This is a genomic window from Gordonia effusa NBRC 100432 (genome assembly GCF_000241305.1).
In the GTDB taxonomy this organism is placed as follows: Bacteria; Actinomycetota; Actinomycetes; order Mycobacteriales; family Mycobacteriaceae; genus Gordonia; species Gordonia effusa.
On the sequence record NZ_BAEH01000028.1, the window covers coordinates 16688 to 30465 of the forward strand.

Annotated in this window: 11 protein-coding genes; 4 read left to right on the top strand and 7 right to left on the bottom strand. The window is 60.8% G+C overall.

Going from position 1 to position 13778, the window contains the following annotated elements; genetic code table 11:
• Positions 1–110: 110 nt before the first annotated feature.
• Both GOEFS_RS04480 and GOEFS_RS04485 read left to right on the top strand, forming a co-directional pair.
• On the top strand, positions 111–1448 hold the full coding sequence (locus GOEFS_RS04480) for a hypothetical protein (protein ID WP_138917879.1): 1338 nt from the start codon (positions 111–113) through the stop codon (positions 1446–1448).
• 10 nt (positions 1449–1458) lie between these two features.
• Entirely contained in the window at positions 1459–2625 is a 1167-nt protein-coding gene (locus GOEFS_RS04485) for a lipase family protein (protein WP_007316691.1), read from the top strand.
• Between the two features lie 66 nt (positions 2626–2691).
• On the opposite strand, the gene GOEFS_RS04490 is transcribed toward GOEFS_RS04485, so the two are convergent.
• Positions 2692–3543: a sigma-70 family RNA polymerase sigma factor gene (locus GOEFS_RS04490; protein ID WP_007316692.1), complete on the bottom strand. Its 852-nt coding sequence runs from the start codon at positions 3541–3543 to the stop codon at positions 2692–2694.
• A gap of 269 nt (positions 3544–3812) precedes the next feature.
• Between GOEFS_RS04490 and GOEFS_RS04495 the strand changes: the two genes are divergently transcribed.
• The gene (locus GOEFS_RS04495; RefSeq protein ID WP_007316693.1) at positions 3813–4172 is read left to right on the top strand and encodes a DoxX family protein; all 360 of its coding nucleotides are present in this window, start codon (positions 3813–3815) and stop codon (positions 4170–4172) included.
• Positions 4173–4260: 88 nt separating this feature from the next.
• Here GOEFS_RS04495 and GOEFS_RS04500 read toward each other — a convergent pair whose 3' ends face one another.
• From GOEFS_RS04500 to GOEFS_RS04510, 3 genes are read right to left on the bottom strand one after another with little or no spacing between them, the layout of a single operon-like run.
• Positions 4261–5238, bottom strand: a complete 978-nt coding sequence (locus tag GOEFS_RS04500) for an ABC transporter substrate-binding protein (protein WP_007316694.1) — start codon at positions 5236–5238, stop codon at positions 4261–4263.
• Between the two features lie 33 nt (positions 5239–5271).
• Positions 5272–5985 (bottom strand): 2,3-dihydro-2,3-dihydroxybenzoate dehydrogenase, encoded by a 714-nt coding sequence (locus tag GOEFS_RS04505; RefSeq protein ID WP_007316695.1) that lies wholly within the window; start codon positions 5983–5985, stop codon positions 5272–5274.
• A gap of 5 nt (positions 5986–5990) precedes the next feature.
• The gene (locus GOEFS_RS04510; RefSeq protein WP_007316696.1) at positions 5991–6647 is read right to left on the bottom strand and encodes an isochorismatase family protein; all 657 of its coding nucleotides are present in this window, start codon (positions 6645–6647) and stop codon (positions 5991–5993) included.
• Between the two features lie 23 nt (positions 6648–6670).
• Here GOEFS_RS04510 and GOEFS_RS04515 point away from each other — a divergent pair, with 23 nt between their 5' ends.
• Complete coding sequence (locus GOEFS_RS04515; protein WP_040524493.1) at positions 6671–8260, top strand: (2,3-dihydroxybenzoyl)adenylate synthase; 1590 nt, start codon at positions 6671–6673, stop codon at positions 8258–8260.
• 102 nt (positions 8261–8362) lie between these two features.
• On the opposite strand, the gene GOEFS_RS04520 is transcribed toward GOEFS_RS04515, so the two are convergent.
• The 3 genes from GOEFS_RS04520 to GOEFS_RS04530 form a co-directional block, all read right to left on the bottom strand.
• Positions 8363–9904 (bottom strand): AMP-binding protein, encoded by a 1542-nt coding sequence (locus GOEFS_RS04520; RefSeq protein ID WP_007316698.1) that lies wholly within the window; start codon positions 9902–9904, stop codon positions 8363–8365.
• Positions 9905–10019: 115 nt separating this feature from the next.
• Complete coding sequence (locus tag GOEFS_RS04525; protein WP_040524494.1) at positions 10020–10250, bottom strand: hypothetical protein; 231 nt, start codon at positions 10248–10250, stop codon at positions 10020–10022.
• An 86-nt stretch (positions 10251–10336) separates the two neighbouring features.
• On the bottom strand, positions 10337–13669 hold the full coding sequence (locus GOEFS_RS04530; RefSeq protein ID WP_007316700.1) for a DEAD/DEAH box helicase: 3333 nt from the start codon (positions 13667–13669) through the stop codon (positions 10337–10339).
• Positions 13670–13778 lie beyond the last annotated feature (109 nt).

Sequence of the window (13778 nt, forward strand, 5' to 3'; positions counted from 1 at the left end):
AAATTAGGTTATCCTTCTGTCGGATTTGTCGAGTGACTTAAACCGCTGGGAGTCAGGGTTGGCAGGAGGCAAACCGGGTGTTGCGCCGGATTTTGATTGTGGTGCTATCGGTGCTGGTTTCAGTGGCCGCTGTTGGCGGCAGTACATCGATGTCATCGATCGTCAACGCCGCGCCGACGGCGCCGAGTACTCAGCCGGCGTCGGATCTCCCGAAGGAATGCGTGGGCTCCGATTTCGCGACGTTGGGCAAGATCTACGACTCGGTATTCGACTCGGTTGTTCCGTACCTCCCGGCGAATATCAAGAAGAACAAGGACAGCATCAAGGCCCAAACCCATCGGGATATGAATAAGCTTCGTATCTCGAACATGCTGGTATCCAACAACCCCAAGCAGATGGGTGCCCAGCGCGACGATCCGGTGATGAAATACCGCGACCCAATCTCGCTCTATGTCATCTCGCAACTCCTGAATGTGCGTCACGGCAAGCAATTCCAGGCGATCACCGTCGAGAACCTGACACTTGCCCAGGCGGTGGAGACGGTGTGGATGTTCATTCACATCACGGTCATCATTCCGCTCACCGTGGTACTGAGCACCATTCCGAATATCGCGGTGCTCTGGGGGCCAATAACGGTGCGCTTCTTGATAACCATGCCGTTCTACATCGCTATCTACGGTGCCGGGTACGCCTACCGCTCTATCTCGGGCTACCTGCTCAACTCCTGTCTCGTGTCGATGACCAAGGCGGAGAAGGATCAGGCTGGTAAACCGATTAAGGATCTGCGCTTCGCCGGGAAGGTGCCCGGATGGATCGAACAGATCGCTCACGATGTGGACTTGGCCGACACCACCGATTGCAAGCCGATCGGCGACCAGTCGATGTCGCGCATCGTTGATCGCACCACGAAATATCTGACCGACACCAACAAGGACGCAGCCACCAAGGCGAAGGTTCTCGCAGTCAGCAAGGACGTCGAGAACCGGATGCGAAACATCTGGGTGCCGGTCAACCTGATTCCCGCCGACCCCGCGGACTTCAACCAGATCGAGTCGTTGATCTCGTTGCTCGGCGGCTACCTCTCGCCGGATATTCCGGTCGGCGATATTTCGCTCGGCACTTCGGGTGCTCCGCTGGATATCCTCATCGGACTCATCCACAACTTCAACAAGGGCGACAACATGGGCAAGACGGTTCGCCTGTGGGATCTGTCGGTCACCAAATCGATGACAGCGGCGTTTTACACGATGTACTTCACCATCTATCTCGCCCAAGTTGTGTGGAGTAACGGACTGTCGATGCTGCTGCCGGGCGTCGGGCAATACATCCCCCGACCGTTTGGCTTCTTTTACGCGCCGTTGAACTTCGGATTCAACGCGTACCACAATGTGCTTCGATCGATGTGTTTCGCCGAGGACCGCAAGGTTCGCGACGCGGTCGTCGGGTAGGAGACGTAACATGAAGGGTGAGAAGACAATTCGTAGTCGAATCGCAATAGCACTCGCGGCCGCGGTACCCCTTGTCGGTCTCGCGATCGCGACCCCGGCCAGTGCGCTGGCGGCACCGCAACAAGCGGGCACGGTCTTGTCGTCGAAGGACATCACGGGCAACGTTGATGCCAAGATAGCCGGTGCACAGACCGTGATCTCGATGACCTATTTGTCACCGGGGTCGGACGGAAAGCTCGTTCCTGTTCGCGGGACGGTGATGATCCCCAAGCAGAGCACTCGACCGAACGGACTGCGCTACGTCGGTTACGCTCATGGCACCGCCGGACTGGGCGATGGCTGCACGGTCACCGATCGGATGGGCCACGGCGGCCGGTATGACGATTGGCTGGGACCATGGCTGAAGGATGGCTACGTCATCACCGCGACTGAATACGCGGGAATCGGTGGTCCAGGGCAACACGCCTACCTCGACGGGCCGACCGCGGGAAAGAACGTACTGGACTCGGTGCGGGCGGCGCGTACGATCGTCGCGCAGCGAAACCTCAAGTCGTCCAACGGGTTTATCGCCAGCGGCGGATCGCAGGGTGGTCACGCATCGCTGTGGGCGTCGAATGAGGCGCAGGCATATGCGCCTGAAATCCAGAATGTCGGCGCAGCCGTGAGTTCACCGCCGGTCGATATCGCCGACTACTTCAAGCTGATTCGCCCAGGCGTGCCGCCGGTCGCGGTGCCCGACTACGTCACGTACTTCTCGTATGTTCTCGCCGGACTCAAGTCGGTCCGGCCTGACGCTCAGGTTGACTCGTACCTGACCCCGTTGGGACGCAAGGTGATTGCCGACGCGAAGACGCTGTGCTATCCGAATCAAGGTCGTGCGACCAAAGGAATGACCGTGGGCCAGTTGGTTTCTCGGCCGTTCGATCAGGGACCGCTCATTCCGGCGTTGCGGGCGGTGACCAGGGTGCCGGTCGCGGGCTACCGTGCTCCGATTCTGATTCAGCAGGGCAATCTGGATCCAGTCGCGTTCGCGCCGCTGACGAAAAACTTCGTCGATGCCGCACGCAAGGACGGGGCGACGATCGACTTCCGGCAATCAAACGCCGGTCACGGATTGGGCCCCTGGTCGGAGACCGCGGCGCTGAAATGGAGCAATCAGCAGCGCTGGCCGAGGTAGCTAGGTATCGCAAAGGGCCCCAATCGATTTCGTCGGGTGGGGTACTTCGCGATCTGGCGTCGACAGTTAGGTCTGCGGAGGCAGCGCGATAGAGTTCCAGTTTTCGGGATTCCGACTTATGCTGATCCGGGTTACCTGCCCAGTTCTGGTGCCTACGTCGATGATGGCGAAGGGGTGACCGCCCGGCGCGATGACATGCACGAGCCGGCCCCCGACGACCAGTGCTGTGCTCGCACGGATTCGGTCGGCAAATGATGTCGTCTCGCGTGCGATCTCGGAAGCGCCGGTGACGGTGGTCGGCGTGCCGGGTGGGACCAGAGCAGCATCGACGATGCGCACACAATCGTCAGTCATCAAATCGATCATCCGGCCGAAGTCACCGCCGGCTGCCGCGTCGAGAAACGCAGTGACGATCGCCTCGTCACCGCATTCGATATCGGTCGCCGGCGCAACACCCGCGATTCGCTTTCGTGCGCGACTCGCATGCTGCTTAGCGCTATCGGCACTGATGTCGAGCGTTCGTGCGATCTCTTGGAACGGAACATCGAACAAATCGTGAAGCACGTAGGCGACACGTTGCGATGGCGACAACACCCCGAGTACCACCATCAGAGCGCGAGAGACACTTTCCCGTCGCAGATAGTGCTCATCAGCAGCTAGCTGCTCCGCTCCGATCAGTTCGGCTGGTAGAGGTTCCTCTCGTCGACGGTGGCGCAGTCGCAGCTGATCGAGGCATACGCGGGTGAGTACGGTGGTCAGCCACGCGGCCGGGTTGTATAGGTCACCAGCTTGGGCAGTCGCCGATTTGATCCAGGCGCCTTGCACCGCGTCTTCCGCATCATGAAGAGATCCGAGTAGTCGGAATGCCAATGCGGTTAGTCCCGGCCGGGCTGCTTCGAACTCGTGCGCAGTTATCACTTGATGTCACCTTTCCGGTGCCGAAAACGTCGGAACAGATGAGACCACCAATCTCGCGTCCAACAAGTTCAACTGACTCAGAGGAGACATCAATCAATGAGCGTACAGATGGACCAATCTCGCACGTCCCACGAACGGACCACAGCGGCGTACGCGCGAACCGCCGCGACCAGTGCTGGCACGCATCGGGCTGCTTCTCATCGGGGGACGCTGCATCGTTGCCGACATTCGCCCCCCGCGGAAGGCGACGTTGGGAGTAGGTGGAGCGCATGACGATCTTGCTTGTCGTCACGATCGTCTGCATAGTGTCGACCGCACTCATTGCGCTTCCCGACTATATGCCAGCGAAATTCGTGTTGAAGAACTCTTCCGAAGTGGGGGTCCCGGCCGCCGCGTTGCCCTACCTTGCGACGTTGAAACTACTTGGAGCGGCCGGCCTGCTAGTCGGCCTGACCGTTGAACCGTGGATCGGCGTCGCCGCTGGTTGCGGGTTGACGCTGTATTTCATTGGCGCCGTCGGCATTCATGTACGGGCGCGTGTCCTGTACAACATTGCCTTCCCGGCGGCATACCTGCTCTTGGCCTTGCTGTCGACCGCCTATTTCATTGGGCCCGTGGCTGATTCGTGAGTCGGAACACTCGGGTGACGATTTCGACAAAGGGCTAAAAATCCCGGGTCCCGCACTTGCGGGACCCGGGACTGAAGAATCGCTCCGCCTAGGCCAGTTTCTGCGCTACTGGCGTCAGCAGATCGATGACGTACGAAACTGACGGCGCGCTGGGCACGCCGAAGGCAGGAACGTTGTCATTGGATACTTCCAAGACGGTCCCGTTGCGGACCGCGGTGAGGTTGTTCCAGCCGGGAATCTTGTTGAAGTCGAAGTTCGCTGCCAATGGCCAAGCGATCAACAGATCCGAATTCAACAGGTCGACACGTTCGCTGGAGATGATGCTGCGTGTGGGCCCGCCCTTGTTCTGAGCGGCTAGCGGTGGGTACAGCTTGAACCCGAGTTGCGTGAGAAGGCCGGCCGAGGGGTCCTTCTCGGCGTTGTTCACCGCGCCGATACCGCCGGTGGGCTGGAATTGTGCGAAGACGAAGGTCTTGCCCATCGCTGCGGCGTTATCCTTCTTGAACTTCTCGATCTTGGCGTTGGTATCCGAGACGAGTTTCGTGGCCTGCTCCTGCTCACCGAAGATCTTTCCGGTGGTGGTGGCGATGTCTTCCCAGGTGTCGACCGTCGCGCCCTTCTTCATCACCGGAATCGTCGGTGCCAACTTGGAAAGCCGGTCGTAGGTTTCCTTTTGACCGACATACCCGGCGAGAATCAGATCGGGGTTGAGCTGGGCCAACTTGGTGATATCCATATCGGCCATCGACTTGACGATGATGGTTTCGCCGCCGTGCGCCGGGGTCCACGGGAATTTGTTGTCCTTACCCGAGTAACCCTGTTCGCCGAACTGCGCGGTAATCGGAATATCAAGCGCGGCAAGTGTATCGGTCCAACTAGTCGACAAGGTGACGACGCGCGTCGGACGTTGGGTGATCTGCGTTGACCCGAATTCGTGGTTTACGGTCACCGGTGTGTACGGAGCTGAGGATTGGGCTTCGTCATCTGGTGTGGAGCATCCGGCCAAGAACCCGAAGAGGGTGACGGCCAACGCTATTCCGACGAGTTTGGTCAGTCTTGATTTCACGGAATGCCTATCTGTTGAAGGGATCGGGAGGGGTTACATATCGAGCGTTGCGCCGCCGTCGACGCGCAGGTCGTGCAGCGTCACGTGGCGCGCGGCATCGGAGGCCAAGAAAGCGACCGTTTCGGCAATATCGGCGGGTGTAGCAATACGTCCGAGGGGGATACCGAGGCGGAACTGGTCAGGGGTGCCGGCCACTACGGCGTCGCGATCGGAAGAATCACGCCACATACCGCGGAGCATCGCCGTGTCAGTCGATCCAGGGGAGACGATATTTACGCGAATTCCGTTGGGTGCCAACCTAAGTCCGATGCTGCGTGCGTATGAGGTAGCAGCGGCCTTCGACGCGCCATAAGCGGCTAGGCCGGTGCGCGGTGTAGCTCCGGCATTGCTGGATACCAGTACGATTGTTCCGCGACGACGTGGTCCCATCGCCGCCGCGGCGACGTCGATGAGGTTGCGGACTCCGCCCGCGTTGACTGACATACAGCGATCCCAGTCGTCGGACAGCACTCCGGCCGCGCTGACGACGATGTCGATGGGGCCCTCGGATTCCGAATCGCGCCAGGCGTGTTCGACAGCGCTGCGGTCGGTGACGTCGACTGCGCGGATGGCATTGGTGCCGGCGATATCCCACTGATGCACCTTCGCGCCAGCGGTGCACAATGCTGTCACCACCGCCGAGCCAATACCGCCCGCTGCTCCGGTGACTACAGCGCGGCGACCGGTGATACCGGCGACGTCAACCATCGAGATCAACGAGTGCCGGACGCGACCGCGACGCGTGCGGACAATGCGGCGACGACGTCGGCGGCGCGTAGGACGCGACCGGCTCGTTTGCCGACGTAGGTGCCCGCCATCTCGTGTTCTTCGGCGGAGAAGTCGCCCATCGCATCGATAACGAAGAAGGGGGCTACGTCGCTCATAAAGGCTTCGGTGGCACTGATCATGCAACCCATGTGGGCGTATACACCGACGACGATCAACTGGTCTCGACCGTGGTGACCAAGAAGTTGGCGCAGGTCAGTGCGCTGAAAACCGGAGTATCGCCATTTGGTGACAGTGATATTTCCATCGCGAGGTGCCAGTGGATCGACAATCTCCTCATCGCGGCCGGATTCGAGTCCCTTACCCCAGAAATCGGCCAGAATGCCGCGGCGGGATGGATGCTGGTCGCCCGGCTGAACTGTGTAGACAACCGGGACGCCCGCCTTCTCGCACGCCTCGCGAATCGCGACCATATTCGGTAACGCGGTCGCCATCGGCTCGAGGTCGGTGTCGTAGGCATCGGTAAAGTAGCGCTGCATATCGTGTATGAGCAGTGCGGTTCGACTGGGCTCGAGAGTCCAGTCGACGCGATTGGGAAATGCGCCCGAGGGGATGTCGTAGGGGGCGATCGACGGGATACTCATTCCTTTAGGCTAACCTAACTTAGGTGAAGGTAACTCCTTGGCCCCCGGAATTCGCACAACAGTATCGGCGAGCTGGGCTTTGGCGCGGCGAGACATTCGACGACATGCTGCGGGCACGAGCACGTGATCCTCAGATCTCTGACCGCGCAGCGGCCGTCGACCTCGAACGTCGGCTGACCTATCGACAACTCGACGACCGCGTGGAGCGCCTGGCGGCCGGACTCGTCGCCCGTGATATCGGCCCGGAAGATCGAGTTCTCCTGCAGGTGCCCAACCGCGTGGCCTACGTCGAGATCGTCTTCGCACTGTTTCGTGTGGGAGCGATTCCGGTGTTCGGCCTGCCGGCCCATCGCGAATCCGAGTTGGTGGGAATCGCGCGCTCCGCTAGTGCCGTCGCGATCGTCTCCCCGCATGCCGACTCCTCGTATGACTATCTCCGTCTCGCGGATTCCATTGCGGCACAGGTCGATTCGGTTCAGCAATTGATCGACGTCGACAACCTGGAAGCTCTTTGGGCTGAGCCCGTGGACCACCCGCGTGCCGATCCGGCGCAGCTGGCTTTTCTGCAACTGTCGGGCGGTAGCACGGGAATTCCCAAGTTGATCCCGCGGACCCACGACGACTATCTATATTCCGTCATTCGTAGCAACGAGTTGTGCGGCGTTGATGCCGACACTGTCTATCTCGCCACTTTGCCCGTCTCCCATAACTTTCCGATGTCGTCGCCGGGAATTCTCGGTGCCCTGTACGCGGGTGGGACGGTCGCATTGACCGCATCTCCGACCCCGTCGGTCGCGTGGCAGATTGTCGAGCGCGAGAAGGTGACGATGACTGGGCTGGTACCTCCGCTGGCCCGAGTGTGGACCGAATCTGCCGAGCGCGGAACCGAATTCGACATATCCTCGCTAGAGACCATCCAGGTCGGCGGCGCGCGCTGTCCCGACGAGTTGGCGCGTCGCGTTGGCCCGGCGTTGGGTGTGAGATTGCAGCAGGTCTTCGGAATGGCAGAGGGGTTGGTGTGTTACACCCGCCTTGACGATCCGATCGACGTTGTGACGACGACGCAGGGCCGTCCAATGTCCGACGATGACCAAGTCCGTCTGGTCGACGAGAATGGCGACGTCGTGACTGACGGTCCCGGATTCTTGGAAACCCAAGGGCCATACACGATTCGAGGCTACTGGGCAGGTGCTGGCGCCGCGTCATTCGCACCCGACGGCTGGTATCGGACCGGCGACGTCGTGGAACTCACCGCCGACGGCAATTTCATCGTGCGCGGTCGGGGAGGTGATCGCGTCAACCGAGGCGGGGAGAAAGTTTCCGCGGAGCAACTGGAAGAGCAGCTACTCGAGCATCCCGCCGTGCGTGACGCCATCGTCGTCGCTCAGGCGGACGAATACCTGGGCGAGCGAACAGTCGCGTATCTGCTTGCCGCCGATCCCGACGAACCGCCGACGCTTCCGCTGATTCGCAAGTTCGTCCGTGACTCAGGGCTCGCGGAGTGGAAGTTGCCCGACACGGTGAAGATCCTCGACGCCTTTCCGGAAACCGGCGTCGGCAAGGTGAGCCGGCGAAAGTTGCGTGAGTTGCTGGCGACACCAGCCACTGGCTGAGTAGAGCCGGGCCCGGCCGCGACATCGACCGAACCCTGCGTCTTGAGCCCCGGCGAGGGGATAATCCCCTCGCCGGGTCCGACGTCGCAGATTTCAGGCTCGCTAGCTGGCCCAATACTGCTTGCGCAGTTCGCCTTTCACTAGTTTCCCGGTAGGCGTTCGTGGTAGATCGACGAGAAAGTCGATGCTGCGTGGGGCCTTGTAGTGAGCCAGTCGGTCTCTGGTGAACGAGATCAGTTCAGCCGCAAGATCTTCGGAACCGTCGAACCCCTCCGCCAGCTGAACACACGCCTTGACCTGTTCACCCATCTCGGGATCGGGTACGCCTATCACCGCGACGTCGTATACGGCCGGATGATTGACCAGGACATTCTCGGCCTCCTGCGGATAGATATTCACACCGCCGGAGATGATCATAAAAGCTTTGCGGTCGGTCAGATAGAGATAACCGTCTTCATCGAGATAACCCATGTCGCCGGTGGTTGCCCAGTTAGGGTGATTAGGATGTTGTGACGCAACAGTTTTCGCCGGATCATTGTGATAGCGGAACGGTACGTCGTCACGTTCGAAATAGATGACGCCCACCTCGCCGGCCGGTAGGTCAGCGCCATCGTCGTCGACGACGTGCGCGATGCCGAGCAGCGGTTTGCCGACCGAACCGGGACGCTCGAGAGCTTCCTGCGGTCCGATGAAGGTAGCGCCGGCGGCCTCGGTTGACGCGTAGTACTCGTGGATAACCGGACCCCACCACTCGATCATCGCCCGCTTGACTTCGATGGGGCACGGTGCGGCGGCGTGAACCGCGATCTTGAGGCTGCTGACGTCGTAGGAGTCGCGAATCGCTCTGGGAAGCTTCAACATTCGGATGAACATGGTGGGCACCCACTGACTGTGGGTCACCCGGTATGACTGAATATTCGCCAGCGCCAGTTCAGGGTCGAAGTGATCCATCATCACCACGGTGCCGCCGACCGAGTTGACAACGCCGCAATAGCGAAGTGGCGCTGCGTGATACACCGGCGCGGGCGAGAGGTAGACGGTGTCCTCGTTAAATCCGTACAGCGGACCGAAGGTGGCCGTATAAGGGTCGGGGACTTCGTCAACCTGTCCTTCGGGTGGAGCGATCTTGATTCCCTTCGGGCGGCCGGTCGTGCCCGAGGAGTACAACATGTCGGTTCCCCGCGGCTGTGATGACAATGGAGCGAGTGATCCCGCCGCCAGCACGTCGGCGTAGTCTTCGAATCCGGGAAGCTTTCCGCCCCAAGCGATTTGGTGACCATCGGCTTTGAGTGCATCAATCTCGGCGGCCTTGCCCACAGCGTCAGCGACCTCGGCACTGGCGAAGAGTACGCGCGCACCGCAGTCGGTCAGAATGTACTCAACCTCATCTGCGGTCAAATGATTGTTGATGACAGTCACGTAGAGGCCACTACGTACCGCAGCCCAGTAGACGTCGAATATGCGAAGGTCATTGACGGAGACGACGGCTATCGAGTCTCCCGCCTCGATGCCCAGGGTGCGCAGGTGGTTCGCCACTTTGAGGGAATTCTCGTCGAGCTGACGATAGGTGACTTGTTCGCCAGTGGTGGGACGAATGACGGCGGGCTTGTCGGGCGTAGTGGCAACGAAAGTTCCGGGAAACACTCTGGACGGCTCCTCACAGCGATGGGGTGACGGATCGACATTACCCCGACCGTGCGCTCGGTAGGTGCGTACCGCGCGAACGGCTTGGCACGCAGATCTTCCTACCTCGGGACCCTTAGTTAACCGGCGACGGGTTACTCAGGCGCTGCCACTGATAGCGGCCGGAATTTAGGTAGACGCAGACGACGCGGGTGCCGTCGGAGGTCTGTCGAGCCGACGACGCCTCACTCTTGGTGCATGGTCCACCGACCCGGGGAGTGCTGGCCGCGGCGGGTGCCGGGAGCGCGATCGCGACAGCGGCCGCCAAGGATGCGGCTACCACCAGCAACGTGGAACGAAAGTTCACACATCTAACGATACGACCTTGTCCAGGCAGATTGCTACCGGTGCGCGATGAAAACATCATTATCGGTCCCTAATTCGTCAGAATGGCTAACCTAACAGGCCGCGTACGTCGTCGGCGGTGATTCCGGTACTAAACGCATCGCCATCATCGACCACGGCGGTAAAGAGTTCACGCTTTCGGTCTTGTAACTCGACGACCTTCTCCTCGATCGTCGCCCCCGATACCAGGCGATATACGTTGACGGGTCGCTGTTGACCAATCCGGTGCACGCGGTCGACGGCCTGCGCTTCGGCTGCCGGATTCCACCACGGGTCACAGACAAAGCAATAGTCGGCCTGCGTGAGATTGAGCCCAAACCCGCCTGCCTTGAGGCTGATGAGAAATACTGACACTCGACCGGCGGTGAAGTCGTCGACGGCGGCCTTACGCTGCTTTGCCGACATCGAGCCATCGAGATACGCATACGCGATACCGGCGGCGTCGAATGTCTCCCGCAGGAGCCGCAGGAAGCCGGTAAATGTGGAGAAAATCAGCGCGCTGTGCCCTTCGGCGAGTAGCTCGGGAACTTGCTCGGCGAGATACTCCACCTTCGCCGACGAGACGTCGCGCTGTTCAGCATCGACGAGTCCCGGATGCAGGCTGAGTTGGCGCAATCGGGTAAGTGCCGAGAGAATCAAGAACTGGTTGGATTCCCAGTCGTCGAGTAATCCGAGTACTTTCTGGCGCTCGCGAGCCAGCTGCGTGTCATAGATCTTGCGATGTTTGCTGCCCAGCGGCAGCGTGAGCACTTGCTCCTGCTTGGGCGGCAGATCCGTGACAACCTCAGTTTTCTTGCGGCGCAACATTAATGGTCTGATACGCCGTCGAAGAACCTCGAGTTGTTCCGGTGCCTGGCCGGCTTCGATGGGTTTAGCGAAATGCTCGCGGAACGTGACCGGCGAGCGGAAGAGACCGGGCGCGCTTACCGACAGGAGCGACCACAACTCCATCAGATTGTTCTCCATGGGAGTGCCGGTGATGGCTAGTTTGAACGATGCGCGGATTCGTCGTGCGGACTTGTGTGTTTTCCCGTTGTGGTTCTTGATGAACTGGGCCTCGTCAAAAATCGCGCCCGACCACTCGATGGTGTCGAAGGCGTCAAAGTCCAGTCGTAGCAACGTATATGAGGTCACGACGATATTCGCCGAGCCGATCTGGTCAGTCAAACTCTGGCGCGCTCGCCCGCGAGTCGACACCACCTCACACACGCCGAGACCCGGGGTGAATCGGCGTACTTCGGCTGCCCAGTTCGCGATGACGCTGGTCGGCGCGACGACCAAGAAGCGCGCAGTAGGATCGGCAGCCACGGCCCGGCTGATCAGGGCAAGAGTCTGCAGCGTCTTACCGAGGCCCATATCGTCGGCCAGAATGCCGCCAAGCTGGTTGTCCCACAGGAAACTCAACCAATCGAGGCCATCGCGCTGATAGTGCCGCAGTTGTGCGTTCAGGCCGGCGGGCGGCTCGACCGGTTGTGGTGGCCGCGCGGCCGACAACCGCTTACATCGCTCCTGCCAGGCCAGGATCTGTTCGTCGACGACGCCAAGTTCGAGTAGCTCCTCCCACAGAGTCACGTTGAGAGTTCCGGTGCTTACCTTCTCGCGATCGAATTCACCCAATGCCCGAGCCTCGGCCAGGAGGTCGCCGAGCCTACTGAGCTCTGGCGTCTCCAGCGAGAAGTAGGTTCCATCGCCGAGCACCATATGTGTTGCGCCACTAGCCAATTCCGCGATGACGTCGGATATGGGCAGCACGTGGTCATCGACGTTGAGATTGATCGAGAGGTCGAGCCAATCGTTGTCGGGTGTTCGATCGTCCTCACCGGCGCTGAAACTGATTTGCGGTGGGGCCTGGGGCGGTCGATAGTCAACATCGATGCCTCGCCACTGCACGCGCAGGGTGTCGTCGGTTTCGATCTTCGGCACAGTCTCGTTGCGGAGGACCGCGGTCTCGGCCGAGCCGATGCGCAGTGGGGCACGCAACATCTGTAGGGGAGCAAGCGCCAGCGCCTCGTCGATCGACGGTGCCGTCGAAATCGCGGAGAGGACCGAAAACGCCTCGGTTGCCCGCATTAGGCCAGGATGTGTGTGGATATAGTCGATCGCCTGGTGTCGCCACGTGGCGCAACCCGCCGCGACCCTCTCGATATGCGGGCGAACCGACTGCCACGCGGCGGACTCGGCGGTCCCATCGCGAGTCCGGTCACTTCGGGCGGGCGCCCCGGCGTCGAAAATGCTTGTGTTGCCGTCGATTTCGTATGAGACGTGCCAGGAGAGGTTGGCGCCGTGCTCGTCGGCGGTGACCATGAGCGTCGGTGTCGGCGCACTGATCACCGGTGGTTGCCACACCGCGTCGGGCATGTGAACTTCTCGATGGCGCCGCAGTGTAGGGAGCGCATCGGCGAATTCGAGAACATCGTCGTCGGGGATCGGAATACTTTGCCGATTGGCGAACAGCGATGTTTCGGTTGCGGTCAGCGGCGACGCGAATGGACCGATCCACAGTGTCGTGTCGTCGGCGATGAACGCACCCGACGCCCTTGGCCGTCCGATCGTCAGCAGCTGATGTGAATCCAGCACGCGGTCATCAAGCTGCGCCTTCGGGAGCAGTCGCAGTCCGGTGTTCTCGCGAACAACGTCGAGGGTCAGCGTGAATTCGTCGGCCAGTGCGACGGTCGAGGTGTCGAAACCTTCACTCGCCAGCACGACGCCAGCTTTGACAGCGTCGCTCAGCGCCCGCCAGAAATCGGGCGGAGCGGTGGTCAGAGTGAGTGTGTCGCGATTGAAGTATCCGGTGGTACCGGTCAGTGATCGAAGTATGTCGTGCAGCGCCATGACCTGTCGGGAATCGTACTGACGATGGCTGGCGGTTGACAGTGACTTCCAGGTGGCTTTGGTCTTGATCCACTTTCCCCGTGGACCGAGGGTGACGGGTCGAAACTCTACGATCGCCACGGCGTCGCGAATAGCGCGCTTGGTGAACATCAGCCCGAGAGGCAGAGCAGACGCGTCGACGTCTGCGGGAGCGCCGTCCGCTTGTATTTCGGCCAGATACTGCCGCCACATCGCCCCGTCGTCCTCGCCGAGGATCTTCGCGCCTTCGACGACGATCAAGGCGACCGCATGTTTGCAGTCGTATCCGACCGGGCAGCTGCAGCGGGCATTGACGACCGTCGGTGGCGTTGTGTGAAGTGCGAAGTCGATGACTGTGCGATAGCCGTGGCCACCGGAGCCGCGGCAATTGGCGACTAACCGGTGCTTGTCGGGCGACCACTCCGCGCCCGAAATCCGGTTCTGTCGGGCGTATTCGGTTCCCCGTTCGATAGCGCCAGCCGAGAACGACCGCAAGAGGTCGTTGACGGTGTATCCGGAGGCCGTTGGCATGCGACCAACCTACGGGTAGCCACAGACAACTCTCGGGACCGTGGGCGCGAGTTGTGGACAACGACACAGATGTGGCGCATGTGGATAATTCGCCGATTACCCCTCGCGG